18 protein-coding genes are annotated in these 19,682 nt (G+C 46.7%); 17 read left to right on the top strand and 1 reads right to left on the bottom strand.

Annotated elements, in window-relative coordinates; all coding sequences use genetic code 11:
* The first annotated feature begins 116 nt into the window (after positions 1–116).
* From WCN91_RS09105 to WCN91_RS09075, 7 genes are all read left to right on the top strand, one after another.
* On the top strand, positions 117–2,213 hold the full coding sequence (locus tag WCN91_RS09105; protein WP_342678314.1) for a TonB-dependent receptor: 2,097 nt from the start codon (positions 117–119) through the stop codon (positions 2,211–2,213).
* Between the two features lie 383 nt (positions 2,214–2,596).
* Complete coding sequence (locus tag WCN91_RS09100; RefSeq protein ID WP_105200200.1) at positions 2,597–3,853, top strand: beta-barrel domain-containing protein; 1,257 nt, start codon at positions 2,597–2,599, stop codon at positions 3,851–3,853.
* A 180-nt stretch (positions 3,854–4,033) separates the two neighbouring features.
* On the top strand, positions 4,034–4,183 hold the full coding sequence (locus WCN91_RS09095) for a class IIb bacteriocin, lactobin A/cerein 7B family (protein WP_105200201.1): 150 nt from the start codon (positions 4,034–4,036) through the stop codon (positions 4,181–4,183).
* Positions 4,183–4,362: a hypothetical protein gene (locus WCN91_RS09090; RefSeq protein ID WP_342678310.1), complete on the top strand. Its 180-nt coding sequence runs from the start codon at positions 4,183–4,185 to the stop codon at positions 4,360–4,362. Before WCN91_RS09095 ends, WCN91_RS09090 begins: the two co-directional genes overlap by 1 nt.
* A gap of 42 nt (positions 4,363–4,404) precedes the next feature.
* Positions 4,405–4,998: a CPBP family intramembrane glutamic endopeptidase gene (locus tag WCN91_RS09085; protein WP_342678307.1), complete on the top strand. Its 594-nt coding sequence runs from the start codon at positions 4,405–4,407 to the stop codon at positions 4,996–4,998.
* A gap of 33 nt (positions 4,999–5,031) precedes the next feature.
* Positions 5,032–7,176, top strand: a complete 2,145-nt coding sequence (locus WCN91_RS09080; protein WP_342678305.1) for a peptidase domain-containing ABC transporter — start codon at positions 5,032–5,034, stop codon at positions 7,174–7,176.
* 239 nt (positions 7,177–7,415) lie between these two features.
* Entirely contained in the window at positions 7,416–7,601 is a 186-nt protein-coding gene (locus WCN91_RS09075; RefSeq protein ID WP_342678303.1) for a hypothetical protein, read from the top strand.
* Between the two features lie 2,261 nt (positions 7,602–9,862).
* Here the strand turns inward: WCN91_RS09075 and suhB are convergent.
* A complete protein-coding gene (gene suhB, locus WCN91_RS09070) occupies positions 9,863–10,666 on the bottom strand; it encodes an inositol-1-monophosphatase (protein ID WP_342678301.1) in 804 nt (267 codons plus the stop codon).
* Between the two features lie 258 nt (positions 10,667–10,924).
* On the opposite strand from suhB, the gene trmJ reads away from it, so the two are divergent.
* From trmJ to WCN91_RS09020, 10 genes are all read left to right on the top strand, one after another.
* Positions 10,925–11,656, top strand: a complete 732-nt coding sequence (trmJ, locus tag WCN91_RS09065) for a tRNA (cytosine(32)/uridine(32)-2'-O)-methyltransferase TrmJ (RefSeq protein ID WP_342678299.1) — start codon at positions 10,925–10,927, stop codon at positions 11,654–11,656.
* A gap of 163 nt (positions 11,657–11,819) precedes the next feature.
* Positions 11,820–12,311 (top strand): Fe-S cluster assembly transcriptional regulator IscR, encoded by a 492-nt coding sequence (gene iscR, locus WCN91_RS09060; RefSeq protein ID WP_342678297.1) that lies wholly within the window; start codon positions 11,820–11,822, stop codon positions 12,309–12,311.
* Positions 12,312–12,343: 32 nt separating this feature from the next.
* Positions 12,344–13,561, top strand: coding sequence for an IscS subfamily cysteine desulfurase (locus WCN91_RS09055; RefSeq protein WP_342678295.1), 1,218 nt, complete (start codon positions 12,344–12,346; stop codon positions 13,559–13,561).
* 34 nt (positions 13,562–13,595) lie between these two features.
* The gene (iscU, locus tag WCN91_RS09050; protein WP_105200209.1) at positions 13,596–13,979 is read left to right on the top strand and encodes a Fe-S cluster assembly scaffold IscU; all 384 of its coding nucleotides are present in this window, start codon (positions 13,596–13,598) and stop codon (positions 13,977–13,979) included.
* Positions 13,980–13,988: 9 nt separating this feature from the next.
* Positions 13,989–14,312, top strand: coding sequence for an iron-sulfur cluster assembly protein IscA (iscA, locus tag WCN91_RS09045; RefSeq protein WP_342678292.1), 324 nt, complete (start codon positions 13,989–13,991; stop codon positions 14,310–14,312).
* Between the two features lie 93 nt (positions 14,313–14,405).
* On the top strand, positions 14,406–14,933 hold the full coding sequence (gene hscB / locus WCN91_RS09040; RefSeq protein ID WP_342678290.1) for a co-chaperone HscB: 528 nt from the start codon (positions 14,406–14,408) through the stop codon (positions 14,931–14,933).
* Positions 14,934–14,960: 27 nt separating this feature from the next.
* Positions 14,961–16,823, top strand: coding sequence for a Fe-S protein assembly chaperone HscA (gene hscA, locus WCN91_RS09035; protein WP_342678288.1), 1,863 nt, complete (start codon positions 14,961–14,963; stop codon positions 16,821–16,823).
* 3 nt (positions 16,824–16,826) lie between these two features.
* Positions 16,827–17,165, top strand: a complete 339-nt coding sequence (gene fdx / locus WCN91_RS09030) for an ISC system 2Fe-2S type ferredoxin (RefSeq protein ID WP_342678286.1) — start codon at positions 16,827–16,829, stop codon at positions 17,163–17,165.
* Between the two features lie 71 nt (positions 17,166–17,236).
* Entirely contained in the window at positions 17,237–18,670 is a 1,434-nt protein-coding gene (locus WCN91_RS09025; protein ID WP_342678284.1) for an NAD-dependent succinate-semialdehyde dehydrogenase, read from the top strand.
* A gap of 114 nt (positions 18,671–18,784) precedes the next feature.
* Positions 18,785–19,672: an NTP transferase domain-containing protein gene (locus tag WCN91_RS09020; protein WP_342678282.1), complete on the top strand. Its 888-nt coding sequence runs from the start codon at positions 18,785–18,787 to the stop codon at positions 19,670–19,672.
* Positions 19,673–19,682: the final 10 nt, after the last annotated feature.

Genomic DNA, 19,682 nt, shown 5'->3' with positions numbered 1-19,682 from the left:
GGTCAGCCGAGCTGTGATTTTTAAGCTCGGCTTAAGTCTCTAAGCTGTTCATTTAATGGCTTGATTTTGCTAGACTCGGTGTTCCATTTTTAATCCAGTAGGGATGCTTCCCCAGCATGAATGCACGTTTATGTTTATTAGCCTGTGCGGTCGCTCAAAGCCTAAGTTTTAGCGCCTTTGCAGATGACAGTGAAATTGAACGAATTATTGTTACCGGCGACTTTAAAAGCGAGTCGATTCAAGAGCTAAGCGCCAGCGCCAGCCTATTTTCCGATGTTGAAATTGCCGCTCGTGACGCCAAGAATCTGGATGAGCTGCTAAACCAGGCGGCCAACGTTAACTTTACCGCTGGGGCATCGCGTGGTCGTTTTGTGCAAGTGCGTGGCATAGGCCTGCGCTCGCAATTTGTTGACCCCATTAACCCTTCCGTGGGTATGGTGATAGACGGTATTAACTATTCTGGCTTGGGCGGCGCGGCCATGCTGTTCGATATCGACCAGGTGGAAATCTACCGTGGCCCTCAGGGCACGCGCTTTGGCGCCGATGCCATGGCCGGGATGATACATATGGAAAGTGCCGATCCGACCCTGGCACCAAGCCTTAAGGTTAAGGTGGGAGCGGGTAACTATAACGCCTGGGATGCAGGTATCGCCGCGGCCACTGGCTTTGGTGAGAAAAGCAGTGTGCGCGCCAGCTTCTATCAAAATAAATCCGATGGCTATGTGAAAAATGCCTATTTGGGTCGTGATGATACCCAGAATATCGACGAGCAGGTCGGACGCATCAAGTTGCACTCGCAACTTACCGAGAATTGGCGTGCCGAGTTTGTCGCTCATTTTATGGACATAGATAACGGCTATGATGCCTTTACTCTGGATAACAGCCGTATCAGTGTGGCGGATCAGCCGGGTAAAGATACCCAGGAAAGTAACGCCTTTGGCCTGAGTAATATCTACACAGGTTTTGATTTTGCCGATATCGCCCTGAATCTGACCGCCTTAGATGCGGACATGCTTTATAGCTTTGATGAAGACTGGGTGTGTAATGATCCGCAAGAGCCAGCGCTGTGTAAAGCGGGCTTGCACCCATGGGGTTACAGCTCAATCGACAGCTACGAGCGTGAGCGTCAAGATCACAGTGCCGAGCTGCGCTTTACCTCTAAATCAGGTAACTGGGTAGGTGGCCTGTATTATCAGTCGCGCGAGGTTGACTTGCTGCGTTTGTATACCTGGAATGATGGCGATTTCACCTCCAACTATGATAGCGACAACCTGGCTATCTATGGTCAAGTTGAGACTCCAATCAGTGATAAAACCCGCTTAGTTACCGGCTTGCGCATTGAGCGCAACGAAGGCGACTATATGGATGTCCACGGCGTAAGCGAAACGGTAGACGATACCATGGTCGGCGCTAAGGTCGCCCTGGAATACCAAGTGGTGCCACGCACCATGATCTACACCAGTCTCAGCCGCGGCTATAAAGCCGGTGGTATCAATGCAGAGGCCATCGCCAAAGCCAATGATGAAGGCTTAAGCCAGGATGCGGAATTTTTCCTTAACCACCGTACCTTCGACCCGGAATACCTGTGGAATGCCGAGTTCGGTGTAAAGGGTAGCTCAGCCGATCAACGTTTGAATGTACGTATTACTGCGTTTTATATGCATCGCGATAATATTCAGCTTAAAGCCTGGAAAACCGAAGATCAACAATTTGCCGGTTACTTCGACAATGGTAACAGCGGCGAAAACTATGGCCTTGAAATTGAAGGCGAATACGCTTATTCACCGCGTCTAACCCTAAGCGGTAGCCTGGGCTTGCTGGAAAGCGAAATCGATGGTTTTGTGACCGCCGATGGCATAGATCAAACCGATAGGGATCAGGCGCAGGCGCCTAATTATCAATATGCCATCAACGCTCGCTTTAACATTACCGATGCCTTGTTTGTGAATGTGGGCATGGAAGGAAAGGACGAGTATTACTTCTCTAACAGCCATGACTCACAAGCACCTCATGTGAACCTGCTAAACGCCAGCATTGGCTATCAGGCGGATTACTGGGATTTAAATTTCTGGGTGCGTAATGCCCTGGATGAAGATACCTATACTCGCGGTTTTGAGTTTGGTAATAACCCAGTAAATGAATACGCAACGCAAACCTATGTGCAATATGGTGAGCCGCGTGTAGCGGGCGTGAGTTTTACGTACGAGCTGTAGCTGCTTTGTGGTTTGTAGGTCGGTGCTTTGCGCCGACAAGGTGAGATTGGCGCATAATTTGTCGGGATAAAATCCCGACCTACAGGGCAATATGCTCCTGCATTGCATTGGTCACTTGTAGGTCGGTGCTCTGCGCCGACAAGGTGAGATTGGCGCATAATTTGTCGGGATAAAATCCCGACCTACAACCATGGCGGCAAAATCCCGATCCTCACAGCAAAAGCTGGGTTACAAATAAACACCAATGTATCAGCCCAATCGCGACGTTTTAAACGCCTTAGAGAAACGTTAATTTTTTTATCAATGTCGTAACAATGAGTTGACATCCCCCCCGTTTACCTGAAAATGGAACGGTTGTTAAATAATTTACTATGGAATGGTAAATGCCGTTATTTAGAAAGGAAGCAGTCTCTCACCAAAGTGAGCGTTTAACCGGGGCGATCACCCTTGCTCAGCCCTTGTCTATTAAGCTAACAGTCGTAATCTTAGTTGCTATTGCCATCGCAATTATCGCTTTTTTATTTACTGCCGAATATTCTCGCAAAGAAACCGTTCGTGGCTTTTTAATGCCCAATAAAGGGGTTATCAAAAGTTTTGCCACTCAAGGTGGCACGATAGACAGCCTATTCGTAAAAGAAGGCGATGTTGTTAAAAAAGGTCAAGCCTTGGCGACTGTGATCATCCATCAAAATAGTGCCGATGGTTTAAGCTTAAGTAGCCAGTTACAAAAGCAACTAACCTCACAGCTAACGTTACTTGATGAAGAGATAAACCAATACCAGTCTATTCAAGCAAAAGAAAAGCAAAACTTAGAAAACAAAGCCTCAGCGTTAAAGAGTGAAAAAATAGCCCTAGAGAGCCAACTTACGCTTGCGAACGAAAAACTGAAATTATTATTGGCTCAACAAAAAGATGTTGAACTGTTAAATAGCAACGGCTTTATTTCAAAATTTGAGAAAGAAAGCCAGCAACAAGCGCTGTTAGAAGCACAGCAAGAAAAACAAAATATTGCGCGTTTGCTGCTGCAGCAAAACAACCAAATCAATCAAACTGCTTTTGATACAGCGAACTTACCTCAACAATATACACTGCGCATTAATAGCTTATTGCGTGAAAAAGCGGATATTGAAAACCAACTAGCGCAAGTTCAAAACAGCCATAGTTACAGGGTAACAGCCAGTCATGCTGGCACAGTGACTGGCATTCAAGTAGTTGAAGGTGAAACACTTTCCCCTTCAAAAGCACAATCAAAACCGTTATTACACATTTTGCCTGAGGGTTCTGAATTAGTTGCAGAGCTGCTGTTACCGACTCGCAGCGCCGGCTTTATCGCCAAAGGGCAAGTCTCTCGGCTACGTTTTGATGCCTTTCCTTATCAGCGTTTCGGGTTTATCGAGAGTGAAATTACCCGAATAGATCGAGCGCTTATCGCCCCAAATGAAGTGCAACTGCCAATTGCCTTACAAGAGCCCGTTTATCGCTTACGAGCCAAATTGACCAAACAGCAAATGCAAGCTTATGGTCAAGCATTTGAACTAAAAAGCGGCATGTTATTCGAGGCCGATATTATGCTTGAGCAACGTACGCTGATTGAGTGGTTATTAGAGCCAATTTACAGCCTAAAAGGGCGTGTGAGTTAGCGTTAGTCCAGTTAAAAAGAGTTTTGATTACGGGTGTTGTCACCCGTGAACAAAAAGGAGGCCAACGTTAGTCAACTTTAGCCGGAAAACTAACGTTAGCTAATTAACAGCTCACATGTTGTGAGCATATTAATCACCCATAAACTTTTAACAGAATATGGGCACAAGGAGTATAACAAAATGCGTGAACTAAACGTAAATGAAATTGAAGAAGTAAATGGCGGTAATCCCGCCGCTGTCGTTATTGCCGTCTGCGGGGCAATTTCTGCTGCCGAAATGGTTTTTGATTTTATGGCTGGTGTTGATGAAGGTCTGCGAGGAGACGCATAATGAGAGAATTAAGTTTACTAGAGATTAACTCTGTAGAGGGTGGAAGTATTGCCAGAGAAGCAGGGCAAGCCGTAGGTGGGGCAATTCGAGATCTTGGGGAAGCACTTGCTGATGCGGCGGAGAGTGTTATTGAATGGTGGCTACCAATAGCTCAGGAAATTAACGAACATACAAGGTAATAGTATATAGGTGGCGAAAGCCACCTATATGTTGGAGTTTTTATGGTTAAACTGGTTTTAGAAAGTTTGTTTGTCGTTTTTTTATCTTTCCTTGGTGTCTTTGTTGTTTATTTATTAAAACCAGGTGCTCACGATTATTTTTATTCATCCGCTATTTATTTTTCTATGTCTGTTTTTATATTTTTTAAAATGGGCCGAGTAAAAATTCTTGGGTGGGGTGAGTCCCCTTTTAATTTTGAAGGCTTCAAGTGGTTAGTAATTTGTTTATTTTCCTTGTTATTTATAGATTCATTTTATAACAAGTCTTGTTACTTTTTTGAATTGGCTTGCTCTATTAATGATAGTGGCGGTGAGGTTCTTGGTCTTATTTTTACACTAATTCTGGCCCCAGTAGTCGAAGAGCTACTTTTTAGGGGGGTTATTTTTAACCACTTTAAAAGCAGCGTTGGCATCGTTAAATCAGCAACTGTAAGCTCTCTTTCATTTTCAATCATTCACTTTGGGATGGGAGCATATGAATTGATGGTAATGTTCTTTAGTGGATTTGTTTTTTGTTATTTAGTGGGCAGGTTTAGAAATGGAATATATTACTCTATTACACTTCACTTTCTTATTAATTTTATAAGCTTATTTTAGTTCTTTGGGTTTATAAAAATTACAATGAGCAGAATGCGAGAAAATACATTGAATTTTGGTTTCAATTCAACAACTCCTTTAATCCTCCAATCCGAAATAGCTGAATGTGGCCTTGCTGCAATGGCGATGATCGCAAATTATCACGGCCATAAACTTGATATGCCCGCGATGCGCAAGCGCTTTTCAGCCAACCTTAAAGGCATGAACCTTCAGCAGCTTATTGAACTGGGTGATAGTTTAGGGTTAGCCAGCCGTGCTTTACAATGCCCGCTTGATGAAATACATAAACTAAAAACACCCTGTATTCTGCATTGGGATATGAATCACTTTGTTGTGTTGACAAAGGTTTCAGGTAAAGGCGCTAGGGCCAAGTTTGCAATCAATGATCCTGCCGTGGGAAAGCGTACATTAACGGCTGAAGAGTTTAGCAAGCACTTTACTGGCATTTGTTTAGAGCTTACGCCAACCAGCAAATTTGAAGTAAAAGAAGAAAAAGCCAAAATGAAGTTCACGCAATTGTGGTCTTCAATGTCGGGTTTAAAATCAGGCTTGGTGAAGCTCATCGTCTTGTCTTTGGTACTGCAACTATTTGCATTAATGACGCCTTACTATATGCAATGGGTGGTGGATGAAGTATTAATTAGTTTTGATGAGTCGCTACTTACAGTGTTAGCGATTGGCTTTGCCTTAATAGCCATTATTTCAGTTGTCACTAATGCAGTGCGAAGTTGGTTAATACTGCGCCTTTCAAGCTTGCTCAATATGCAAATGGGTGTAAATTTGCTCAGGCACTTACTACGTTTGCCCATGAATTATTTTGAGTCGCGGCATGTGGGCGATATTGTGTCCCGTTTTGGCTCACTTGCGCAAATACGTGAGCGCATTACCACTGGCTTTGTTGAAACTTTAGTAGATGGGGTGATGGCAATAACCGTGCTGGTGATGATGGCACTTTATTCTATCAATCTAACAGCAGTGGTTCTTGGCGCAATAGTGCTTTATACCTTAGTGCGACTAGCCTTGTATCGTCCGCTACATCAAGCGACCGAAGAAATGATTCAAGCCTCAGCTAAAGAGCAATCGAATTTTTTAGAAAATATTCGTGGTATGCAAACCATTAAGCTTTTTGGCAATGAGTCGCAAAGACAGGGAATATGGCAAAACCGTTATGCGGAAGTGATCAACAGCGAAATTCGTTTGGGGCGCTTAAAGATCAGTTTTGATTCATTTAATAAGTTACTGTTTGGCTTGGAAAATGTTTTGGTTATTTATCTTGCTGCCCAGTTAGTGATGAATAATAGCTTGTCTGTGGGTATGGTTTTAGCTTTTATCGCCTATAAAAATCAACTCACACAGCGTTTTGCCAATTTAATAGAGCAGATTATTCAATTTAAGATGATGCGGCTGCATCTTGACCGTATTGCCGATATTGCACTCACTGAACAAGAGGCGAATCGAGAAGGTGAGATGGCATATTCTTCAGGAATAGAAAACAAGAAGAAAGGCCAACTTACGCTTGAAAATATTAGCTTTAGTTACGGTGAAGAGCGGACGCCGATATTGACAGACATAAACCTTTCGCTTGATGCTGGTGATTCGATAGCGATCACCGGGCCATCAGGGGCGGGTAAAACCACCTTGATGAAAATTATGCTTGGGCTATTGCAACCTGACTCGGGAAAGGTGTTGTTAGATGGTAGGGATATTACCCAGCTGGGGCTAAAGAACTACCGTAAGCAAATCGCTGCTGTGATGCAAGACGATACCCTGCTTGCTGGTTCTATTGCTGACAACATCAGTTTTTTTGACCCGCAACCGAACTACTTAAAAATAGAGCAATGTGCGCATTTAGCGGCTATTCACGAAGATATCACTCGAATGACCATGGGCTATAACTCCTTGGTTGGGGATATGGGCTCAAACCTATCGGGTGGTCAAATCCAACGATTGCTGCTTGCTCGCGCCTTGTATCAATCACCTTGTGTGCTGTTTATGGATGAAGCAACAAGCCACTTAGATAAAGGTAACGAAGCTAAAATAAGTGAACAAATTCAGCACCTACCCATAACACGAATTATGATAGCTCACCGCCAAGAAACCATTAATATGGCTGACAAGGTGTTTGAGCTTAAAAATGGTGGATTAGTCGATATGCAAGTAGATAAAGAAAGTGCTTGAGCCAATTTACAGCTTAAAAGGCCGAGTAAGCTAATAATTTATCTGAATTAAAAGAATTTTTCTTGCAAGGTCAATATCGAAGGTCTTGCTTGGAAATAAAGCGGCTGACTTTAGTCAACTTTAGCGAGAACAACTAAAGCCAGCCTAATTAACTGCTCCTTCTCATGCTGAGATTGAGCGAACTAATCACCCGACACGCTTGACTAAAAAGAAAGGTCGGATAAATGGAGTATAACAGAATGCGTGAATTAAACGTAAATGAAATTGAAGAAGTAAATGGTGGTTGTGCAGAGCATTGCTGGGGGGATTTTTCATCAGAAGATCTTTCTTCAGCAATATCAGCAGGTAGTTTGTTAGGCGCTAGAGGGGCACTTATTGCAGGTGCTGTATATTTAGCAGCAGTAGTTTGGTTTGATCTGAAATAGTGAAATATAAAGTGTTTTTAATGCAAATTATTGTGACTTTTTTTATATGGTTTTCTCTTAACTGGCTATATGAAAATTTTATCAACTTTGCAGATGAATTATATGAATTTGTTTGTTATATGATCATAGCCTTAATTGTTCTTTGCTTTAATGTAAAGTTTAGAGCTCACTTTTTGAAAGATAAACAATAATAGTTTTAATATGATGACTTATAGGGACTTAAGCTCATCATATTTTTAATTAGTCTGGAATTAACACTTAGGATAAATATGTCTATTGGTTTTAATTTTGTAATGATGTTAAAGAAGAGGAAACAGACACGCTGCCAACGCTGTTGTTTATCATATGATAACTCATTGCCTAAATGCCCGCATTGTTTCCACTTGGAGGATAATCAACTATCGGAAAACAAGTCTAAAAATCAAAAAAAAATTCATAATATGGGTAAGATTTTCATTGTTTTCTCACTTTTATTATTTTTTTTCTTACTAATATCTTTTTGTTTTTAAGGATAAAAAATCAACATTAGCGCAATAAACACACCGGTGATGAGCAGCTGTAATAAACAAAAGCCTATAATGTCTTTGGCTTTTAACCCCAGGGCCCTCTTTAATTCTGATAGTTGAACAGGGTTATAAAGGGGTATAAATATGAATGATTTAATTTCAACGACTCTCTTCCTTGTAGGCTTTTCTTTAGTTTTTAATGTCTTTATCAACTTGGACTGGAGTGCAAAGTTGAACTCCGATTTTATAAGAGTCGCGGGTGCGAACTTGAATTCAGTGGATATTAGGCGAGGCTTATGGGGCCAATTTTTATTAATTTTTTCGTTAATTATAGGCGACCCAAGCTTGCTTTAATAGGCATGTAGGAATCACCCCTAGCACACGTCAGTGCTTTGACCGAAAGGGCAATTTGGTGGCTTCCACCATGCAAGAAGGGGTGATGCGTGAAAGGTAATGGCTCTTGTCGAGCCGCCGACTGTAGCGTTTTTGTAGATGCTTTACGCCGACAGGGTGAGAATGGCGCATATTTGTCGGGATAAAATCCCGACCTACAGGGCAGTGTGCTCCTGCATTGTTTTACCGCTATCCATGGCGGCAAATCACGACCTACAACGAGCGGCGAGGCCGATCCTCACAGTAAAAGCTGGGTTATAAATAAACACCGATGTATCAGCCCTTATCCCGTTTAGATTCGCGCTGTAGAAATCAGTTTTTGTTGTGGAGTGTGTTATTGAGAGCGAGGCAGGATGTCGAGCTAGGTTTATCAGGACAGGGATGTGCTGTTAAATTGCCTCAATAACTAAACGAAACGTTTAACAAAAACCTGAGTTCGTAAGCATGAGCGAATCACGGGCGCCTTGGGGTTCTTAGGGGTGGTTGGCGTAAACCACCCCTAAGGTGCCGTCGTCACCACGACAAAATCTTAATTTGAAGGCTGGAGTTGAGAAAGTCATTTGTAGGTCTCTGCGCCGACAGGGTGAGATTGATTGACATTGTGTCGGCCTAGAAGACCGACCTACAACCATGGTGGCAAAGGCCGACCTGCAAGGCAATGTGCTCCTGCATTGCTAATTGTCGGCCTAGAAGATCGACCTACAAGGCAAGGGCCGACCTACAGGGCAATGTGTTCCTGCATTGCATTGCATTGCATTGGTCATGTGGAGGTCGGTGCTGTGCGCCGACAAGGTGAGATTGATTGAGGGTTTTGTCGGGATAAAATCCCGACCTGCAAGGCAATATGCTCCTGCACTGCTAATTGTCGGCCTAGAAGGCCGACCTCACCCTCACTGCGAAAGCTGGATTGCAAATAAACGTCGGTGTATCAGCCCTTATCCCGTTTAGATTCGCGCTGTAGAAATCAGTTTTTGTTGTGGAGTGTGTTATTGAGAGCGAGGCAGGATGTCGAGCTAGGTTTATCAGGACAGGGATGTGCTGTTAAATTGCCTCAATAACTAAACGAAACGTTTAACAAAAACCTGAGTTCGTAAGCATGAGCGAATCACGGGCGCCTTGGGGTTCTTAGGGGTGGTTGGCGTAAACCACCCCTAAGGTGCCGTCGCCACCGCGACAAAATCTTAATTTGAAGGCTGGAGTTGAGAAAGTCATTTGTAGGTCTCTGCGCCGACAGGGTGAGATTGATTGACATTGTGTCGGCCTAGAAGACCGACCTACAACCATGGTGGCAAAAGCCGACCTGCAAGGCAATGTGCTCCTGCATTGCTAATTGTCGGTGCTTGGCACCGACAAAGCACATCATTATTTCAATAATGACTCTGTTAGTACCGGACGAATTTCTTTTACAAGGGCTTGGGCCAGCTTAGGTGCACCACATACTATGTTGCCGCTTTTATCAAAATTTGCACCACCGGCGAAGTCCATCACCAAACCACCTGCTTCTTTAACAAGTAGCTGGCCTGCGGCTGTATCCCAAGGTTTCAAACCGATTTCGAAGAAGCCATCAACACGACCGGCGGCTACGTAAGCCATATCCAGTGCTGCTGAGCCGGCGCGACGGATGTCGGATGTGTGTACGAATAATGCTTTAAAGGCTTCCATATAGGCATCCATATGGTGCTTTTGTTTGAACGGGAAACCCGTTGCCAGCACGGTACCAGACAAGTCTTTGGCGTTGCTTACGCGGATACGCTTGCTGTTTAGCTGGGCACCTTGGCCACGGCTGGCGGTGAATAGCTCACCACGGATAGGATCATAAATAACAGCCTGTTCGATGCGGCCTTTAACTTTAAGGGCAATCGATACGGCAAAATGAGGGATGTCCTTGATGAAGTTGGTGGTGCCATCAAGAGGGTCGACAACCCAAAGGTAATCTGCATCAGAACCGTCGTGTTGACCTAGTTCTTCACCCACAATGCTGTGGTTTGGATATGCTTTTAAGATGGTTTCGCGAATAACGGCTTCCGCTTCTTTGTCGACGCTAGTCACAAAGTCGTTGGTGCCTTTTTGAGTGGCTTCAACTTTTGATAAATCTTCACAGGCGCGCAAAATCACCTTACCTGCGTTTCGCGCAGCGCGAATCGCAATGTTTAACATTGGATGCATAGCATTACCTTTGGGTTGTAAAAGAACAATATTTTTGAGCCGGCGTATTCTAACGATTTTCCCGACAAAGTAAATAAAGTTTGAAAAAATAATCGGTGTTTTTTTGTACAACTTTGTTATTCACTGATTTTATATGAAGATATTTCACTGTGGCGCTGACCTTTGGTGAACAAAGCGTGTACGACAAAGATCACCACCGCTGCAATGCTTGTGCTAAAATATCCGCCAATTTGATTATTGATAGAGTAAACATTTTCTATGGCGTTAGAGAACATTCGCATCGTTCTGGTGAACACTTCCCATTCAGGAAATATTGGCTCAGCAGCTAGAGCCATGAAAACCATGGGCTTTAGCAGCCTTTATCTGGTTGATCCGGCATGTGAAATCGACAGTCATGCCAGTGCTTTGGCAGCTGGTGCCACGGATATTCTTGGCACAGCCACCACAGTCTCGACCTTAGAAGAAGCCCTTGAAGGCTGCACTCTAGCTATTGGCACCAGTGCGCGCTCACGCACCCTGAGCTGGCCCATGGTTGACCCGCGCGGTTGTGGTGAAAAACTGGTGAATGAATCTCAACAGGGCCCGGTGGCTTTAGTCTTTGGTCGTGAAAACAGCGGCCTCAGTAATGACGAGCTGCAACTGTGTAATTTCCATGTTTGTATTCCTGCTAACCCAGAGTACAGCTCATTGAACCTGGCCATGGCGGTGCAAACCCTGTGCTATGAAACCCGCATGCAGTTCCTTGATAGGCAAGAGCAGGTGGTTGAAGAAGATGAAGCCGAATACCCGAGCAACGAGCAGATGCAGCGCTTTTATGAGCATCTGGAGAAAACCTTTGGCGACACCGGCTTTATCATTAAGCAGCACCCGGGTCAGGTTATGACCAAGCTAAAACGCCTGTTTAACCGAGCCCGTCCGGAGCAGCAGGAGCTGAACATTTTGCGTGGCATGTTGACCTCGGTCGACAAGCAGATGAAAGACCCTAAATAAAGGGTCAAATCCATACTTTTCAAAGCGGATAAATACTTGACTAAATCACTCAGGTATTTACAATGTGAATGAATACCCGAGTATTTCACTCAAGTACTAGTAAATACTTGACTCTAATACTCAGGTAATTAAAATTCACACTCTTGATGAGTATGGGGGCGTTATGAAGTTAACATCTAAAGGCAGATATGCGGTTACCGCTATGCTCGATGTTGCGCTACACACATATGTTGGGCCCGTTCCCCTTGCCGACATTTCCGAGCGGCAAGAAATCTCTTTGTCTTATCTTGAGCAATTATTCGCGCGCTTGCGTAAGCAAGGTTTGGTGACCTCGGTACGAGGCCCAGGCGGCGGTTATTTGCTTGGCAAAGAGGCCAGTGCCATTTCCGTGGGTGATGTGATCAGCGCAGTAAATGAGTCGGTGGATGCCACTCGTTGTCATGGTGCTGAGGGCGGCTGCCAAAGTGGCATGCGTTGCCTTACCCACACCCTGTGGACTGAATTAAGTCAGCGCATTGAAGAATTTTTACATGGCATCACCTTAGCCGAGTTGGTCAATAAGTCCGACATTAAAGCAGTGGCCCAGCGCCAGGATAAAAGCCTAAGTGATGCCCTGAGCAAGTTAGAGAATATAGAAGTCAGCTGTCAATTGTGAGCAACCCCAGGGTTGCCGTGAGCGGAGAAAGTATGAAGTTACCAATTTATTTAGATTATGCAGCAACAACGCCAGTGGACTCGCGCGTTGCCGAAGAAATGATGCAATGCCTGACAATGGAAGGTAATTTTGGTAACCCAGCATCACGTTCGCACCGCTTTGGTTGGCAGGCCGAGGAGGCTATCGATCAGGCGCGTCATGATATCGCCGATCTGATCAATGCCGATCCACGCGAAATCGTATTTACTTCGGGTGCCACAGAGTCAAATAACTTGGCCATCAAAGGCGCCGCTAACTTCTACAAGAAGAAAGGCCAGCACATTATTACCGTGCGTACCGAGCATAAAGCAGTAATCGATACTTGTCGTGAGCTTGAGCGTCAAGGTTTTGAAGTAACCTATATGGACGTGGAAGCTAACGGTCTGCTTGATTTGAAAAAGCTTGAAGCCGCCATGCGCGATGACACCATCCTAGTAAGCGTAATGCACGTAAACAACGAGCTAGGTGTGATTCAAGACATAGCCACCATAGGTGAGATGTGCCGTGAGCGCAAGATCATGTTCCACGTTGACGCTGCACAAAGCGCCGGCAAGGTGAAAATTGACCTGCAAGAGCTGAAAGTTGATTTCATGTCTTTCTCTGGCCACAAGGTCTATGGTCCTAAGGGTATTGGTGCCCTTTATGTGCGTCGTAAGCCACGAGCTCGCCTAGAAGCACAAATGCACGGCGGCGGTCACGAGCGCGGTATGCGTTCGGGCACACTAGCGACGCACCAGATCGTCGGCATGGGTGCGGCTTTCCGCATCGCTAAACAAGATTTCGATAAAGATCACGCCCATATCAGTGCCTTACGCACTCGTCTAATCGACGGCATTATGCAGGATATGGACGAAGTATACTTCAACGGTGCCCCAGAGCACTCTGTGCCTGGCATAGTCAATATCAGCTTCAACTTTGTTGAAGGTGAGTCGCTGCTAATGGCAGTGAAAGACATTGCGGTTTCTTCAGGTTCAGCCTGTACATCGGCCAGCCTTGAGCCTTCATACGTATTGCGTGCCCTAGGTCGTAACGACGAGCTGGCGCACAGTTCAATCCGTTTCAGCATTGGTCGCTTTACTACCGAAGAAGAAATCGACTACACCGTTAAACTTATTAAAGAGTCTATTAGCCGACTTCGTGAGATGTCTCCACTTTGGGAGATGCATCAGGAAGGGATTGATTTAGAGTCGGTTGAGTGGGCACATCATTAAGCCTTGGTAGTAACAAGGTAGCGAGGTAAAAGTTATGGCATACAGTGATAAAGTAATAGATCACGTAGAGAATCCACGTAACGTTGGCTCTCTTGACAAAAATGATCCAAGCGTAGCGACGGGCATGGTTGGTGCACCGGCGTGTGGTGACGTAATGAAGCTACAAATCAAGGTTTCTGAGCAAGGCGTTATTGAAGACGCGAAGTTTAAAACTTACGGTTGTGGTAGTGCCATTGCATCATCATCATTGGTAACCGAGTGGGTTAAGGGCAAGACTCTTGACGAAGCTGCGGAAATCAAAAACACCGACATCAGCGCCGAGCTGGAGTTGCCACCGGTGAAAATCCACTGCTCAATTCTGGCAGAAGATGCGATCCAGGCAGCGATTAAAGATTACAAGAGTAAACACGGCAAATAAGGCAGTAGTATGGCAATCACCTTAACAGATGCAGCGGCGGAGCGCGTAAAATCCTTTCTAGAAAATCGTGGTAAAGGATTGGGTCTGCGTGTGGGCATTAAAACCACAGGCTGTTCAGGGCTTGCCTACGTGCTTGAGTTCGTTGATGAACTTAGCGAAGGTGATGAAACCTTCGAGTACAAGGGCGTAACGGTAGTTGTTGATGCTAAAAGCCTAGTATATATAGATGGTACCGAGCTGGACTTCACCAAAGAAGGTTTAAACGAAGGGTTTAAATTCAATAACCCGAACCAAAGTGGTGAATGTGGTTGCGGCGAGAGCTTTACCGTATAACTGCACTTATTTGGGCAAGGCGTTGCTCAAGATCAGGTATTGTATTCGCTTAAGCCCTACCTTATGTAGGGCTTTTCGTTATAAAGGTTTTTCATGCGTTATTTTGAATTGTTTTCGATCCCGGTAAATTATGACGTCGATCTGCAAGTGATCGGCGCCCGCTATTTAGATTTGCAGCGGGCGGCGCATCCGGACCGACACGGTGGCGGCAGTGAGCGAGAAAAACTGCTGGCGGTGCAAAAAACGGCGGAAATTAACGATGCCCTGCAAACCCTTAAGCACCCCCTTAAACGCGCCGAATATATGCTGGCCGAGCTAGGCCTGGAACTTCGTGGCGAGCAGCAAACCCTGCAAGATCCTATGTTCTTGATGCAGCAAATGGAACTGCGTGAAGAACTTGAAGAGGTTAAAACAAGCGGCAACCCAGATGCCGCGATTGCCAAGCTAGAGCAGCATATTAAAGAGTTAAACAGCGAATACAGCGACGAGCTGCAAAGCCTATTGGCCAGCCAGGATGAAAATGACTGGCATAAAGCGGCGGATAACGTGCGTAAACTCAAGTTTGTTTTTAAATTAAAAGATGAACTGGAGCGCATTGAAGATGAATTATTTGATGATTAAATCAAGTAGCAAGGTTTAATAACACACATGGCATTACTGCAAATTGCTGAGCCGGGGCAAAGCACGGCACCTCATGAACACAAACTCGCGGTAGGTATCGATCTGGGTACCACCAACTCCTTGGTGGCCACGGTGCAAAGTGGTGAGGCTAAAACCCTCACCGATGAGCTGGGTAACGCCATGCTCCCTTCTGTGGTGCGTTATCTGGAGCAAGGTCATGTGGTTGGCCAGGAAGCGGCAGCACAGGCTGCGCAAGACCCGCATAATACCCTGGTTTCCGTGAAGCGTTTCCTAGGTAAAAACCAGGCGGAAATCGAAGCTAGCTATGGTCAATTGCCATATGAATTCAGCGATGACAACGGTAGTTTGCATATTCGTACCCGCCAAGGCGATATCAGTCCGGTACAGGCATCGAGCGATATATTAAACGCTCTGCGTGAGCGTGCCGAGCAAAGCTTCGGTGGCGATACCATTACCGGCGCGGTGATCACGGTTCCTGCCTATTTTGATGATGCTCAGCGTCACAGTACCAAGGATGCGGCGCAACTGGCCGGCATCAAGGTGCTGCGCCTGTTGAACGAGCCAACCGCAGCGGCGGTAGCCTATGGCCTGGACTCGGGCCAGGAAGGGGTAATCGCCGTGTACGACCTCGGCGGCGGTACCTTTGATATTTCTATCCTGCGTCTCAATAAAGGGGTGTTTGAAGTGCTGGCTACCGGTGGTGACTCAGCCCTCGGCGGTGATGATTTTGATGCCCTCTTGGTAGAGCATTTTAAGCAGCAAACTGGTGCCCAAAACTTATCGGCCAATACCCTGCGTTTATTTATCAATAAAGCGAAAGCTTGTAAGGAAGCACTTACAAACTACGCCAAGGTTAATGTTGGTCTAGAGTTCGACGGTCAAGCACATACAGTTGAAGTAACCCGTGAATTTTTCGCCGAACTGGCCACGCCTTTGGTGAAGAAAACCCTGCGCAGCTGTCGTCGAGCCCTAAAAGATGCCGGTATTGGCACTGATGAGGTACTTGAGGTAGTGATGGTGGGTGGTTCGACCCGCATGCCTATAGTGCGTGAGCAAGTGGGTGAGTTCTTTGCTAAAGAGCCGTTAACCAGCATAGACCCGGATCGCGTAGTGGCCATTGGTGCCGCCATTCAGGCGGATATCCTGGTCGGTAACAAGCCGGAAGCGGATATGTTGCTGTTGGACGTATTACCCCTGTCTCTTGGTTTGGAAACCATGGGTGGCCTGGTCGAGAAGATTATTCCTCGCAATACCACCATTCCGGTAGCGCGTGCGCAGGAATTTACCACTTTTAAAGACGGGCAAACCGCCATGTCACTGCATGTACTGCAAGGCGAGCGTGAATTAGTTGACGATTGCCGCTCTTTGGCTAAATTCAGTCTTAAAGGCATTCCGCCGATGGCCGCCGGTGCGGCGCATATTCGCGTGACCTTTAATGTCGATGCCGATGGTCTGCTAAGCGTAACGGCGATGGAGAAATCCACCGGCGTACAGGCTGAAATTCAGGTGAAACCTTCGTTTGGCCTGTCTGACGATCAGGTAGCCGAGATGCTTAAGTCATCTATGAGCAACGCCAAAGAAGATATGCAGGCACGTATGCTTAAAGAGCAGCAGGTAGAAGTTTTACGCGTACATGAAGCTTTGGAGGCATCGCTTGCCACCGACAGCCACTTACTGGACGAGCAGGAACTGGCGACGTTACGTGAAGCCATGGCACAGATGCAGGCGATCAGTGCCAGCACCACAGAACCACAAAAGATTAAAGACGCCATCGAAAAGGTGGATGCGGCGAGTAGCGAATTTGCCGCCCGACGTATGGATGCATCAATTAAAAAGGCCTTGAAAGGCCAATCAGTAGATGAGGTATAAGCAATGCCACAAATTATCTTTTTACCCAATGAAGAGCTATGCCCAGAGGGTGCAGCCATCGAAGCCAAGGCCGGTGAGACGGTATTGGATGTGGCGCTTAAAAATGGCATCAGCATTCCTCATGCCTGCGAAAAGTCCTGTGCCTGTACTACTTGTCATGTGGTAATTCGTGAAGGCTTCGACTCTTTGGAAGAAAGCGATGAACTGGAAGATGACATGCTGGATAAAGCCTGGGGTCTTGAGCCTGAGTCGCGCCTGGGTTGTCAGGCGCGAATTGCTGACGAGGATTTGGTGGTTGAGATCCCCAAATACAACCTCAATATAGTGAATGAAGAGCATTAAGCTTTCACACATGTAAATTAGAAAAAGCCGCTGTATCATAGAATCAGCGGCTTTTTTATTAGGAGACTTATATGAGTACGGCCTTGTTATTTACCCAGTCCTTTATCGACGGCCAGTGGCTAAAGGGAGAGGGGGAGTTTGATGTAATTAATCCCGCCGACAACAGTGTTTTGACGAGTGTATCCCGGGTAACCGCGGCTCAAGTCGAACAAGCCATTGGTGCCGCCGAGCGAGCCTTTATCAGTTTAAAAAATACCAGTTGTGAGCATCGCGCCCAGGTGCTTGAGCGTTGGTATGACTTGGTGATGGCCAACCAGCAGGCACTGGCAGAGCTGATGACCAAGGAGCAGGGCAAGCCCTTGGCAGAAGCGCTTGGGGAGGTTAAATACGGGGCCGACTATATAAAATGGTATGCCGAGCAGGCCAGGCGCAGCTATGGCGAGCTTATCCCCGCCAGCAATGACAAGCATAGAATTTCGGTTATTAAGCAAGGCATCGGCGTGGTGGCCGGCATTACTCCGTGGAATTTTCCTATTGCCATGATCACCCGTAAGGTGGCGCCGGCTTATGCCGCCGGGTGCAGCTTTATTTTAAAACCCTCCGAGCATACGCCTTTGTCGGCCTTGGCTCTGGCGCACTTAGCCCATGAAGCCGGCTTTGAAGCGGGCGCTTTCAATGTGCTGCTGAGCGATCGCGCTAAGGAAGTGGGAGAGCAACTCTGTGCTTCAGAAGTAGTACGCAAATTTACCTTTACCGGCTCCACCGCCGTGGGCAGGCAGTTACTGGCCCAGTGTGCGCCAACGATAAAGCGCACCTCCATGGAGCTTGGCGGTAATGCTCCCCTGCTGGTGTTTGCCAGCGCCGATCTAGATAAAGCCGCCGATGGCATTATTGCCAGCAAGTTTCGCAATGCAGGGCAAACCTGTGTCTGTGTAAACCGAGTCTTGGTGGATGAGCGCGTCGCCGAAGCATTGACCGCCAAGCTGGCCGAACGAGTTCAGGCATTAAGGGTGGGCGATGGCTTTAGCGCCGGGGTGGATATTGGTCCCTTGATTTACCCTGGCGCCAAAGACAAGGTGTTGCAACTGGTTGAAGACGCGCTTGAACAAGGAGCCAAGCAGGTTAACCAGGCGGCTTCCTTGGATGGCAACTATGTGGCGCCGCTCTTGCTCACCAATGTAAATGCCGAGATGCGCATCAGTCAGGAAGAGATCTTTGGCCCTGTGCTTACCGTCGCCACCTTTAGTGATGAGGCTGAGGCGATTGCTCAGGCCAATGCCGTTCCTTATGGCTTGGCTGCCTATTTTTACAGTCAGGACATAAGCCAGATTTATCGTGTCGGCGAGGCGCTGGAATACGGCATGGTGGGAATTAACGAAGGGCTTATTTCCAACCCGGTTGCTCCCTTCGGCGGCGTAAAGCAGTCGGGTCTGGGGCGCGAAGGCGGCCATCAGGGACTGGACGAGTATCTGGAAGAAAAATACCTTTGTTTGAATATCGGCTAGTCTTGCGCTCAGGGTTACCTGGCCGCACTTTCTACCGCCCTTCCCGCCGCACTTGGTTGCAAGTGTTGGGGCGCGAGTCGTTACACTCTTATTTTGCAGTAATGGATAGTGTTTGTGAATCCTCATATTAGTTTGGTGGTGCTGGCGGGTGGGCTCGGCAGTCGTTTTGGCGGCGCCAAGCAAATTGTGCCCCTGCCCGGTGTTAACCGCACCATAATGGAGCTGAGCATTGAAGATGCTTATCACGCCGGTATTCGTCATTTGGTGCTGGTGATCAACGCTGCCGTGCGCGCTTATATCGAGCAAGAGATACTGCCTAAGCTGCCCGAGGATCTGGATGTCACCTTGGTCGAGCAGCGTCTTGAGGATGTTCCCGCTGAGTACGCGCAGCTAGCAGCCGCGCGGCAAAAGCCCTGGGGCACGGGTCATGCGCTGTTATGCGCAAAAGAAGCGGTTATCGATAAGGCTCTAGTGATCACCGCCGATGATTATTACGGCGGTGAGTCCTACCAACAGCTGGTGCAACACTTTAAGCACAGCGACAACTGGGCCTGTGTGGCCTATCCGCTGCAACAAACCTTGTCGGAGCAAGGCGGTGTGAATCGCGGCATTTGTGCCCTTAACGAACACCAGCAGCTCATGCGTGTGGATGAAGTGCTGAATATTCAATACCAGGAAGGTGGCTCTTTGCTTGGCTTCGACGATAAGGGGCAGGCGAGAGCCCTGGCTTCAGATACCCTGGCGTCCATGACCTGCTGGGGCATAGATAAGCGACTCTTTACGATTTTGGCAGAAAACTTTACTCACTTTCTTGGTCACCATGACAAGGGCAGCGCAAAGGAGTATTATCTTCCCGACCAAATCCAATACGGCATTGACCAGCGTCTAGCTGTGGTTGATGTCTACGCCGCCAAGCAAGCTTGGATGGGAATGACCTATAAAGATGAATTGCCCCTATTGGCTCGCAATATTGCCGCCCTCAAGGGATTAGACCATAAGTAATGGGGCTGCC

The sequence above is a fragment of the Pseudoalteromonas qingdaonensis genome, from assembly GCF_038739665.1.
Lineage (GTDB): Bacteria > Pseudomonadota > Gammaproteobacteria > Enterobacterales > Alteromonadaceae > Pseudoalteromonas > Pseudoalteromonas qingdaonensis.
The sequence above is the reverse complement of the archived record's forward strand: the minus strand, read 5'-3'. Positions and strand labels throughout refer to the sequence as shown.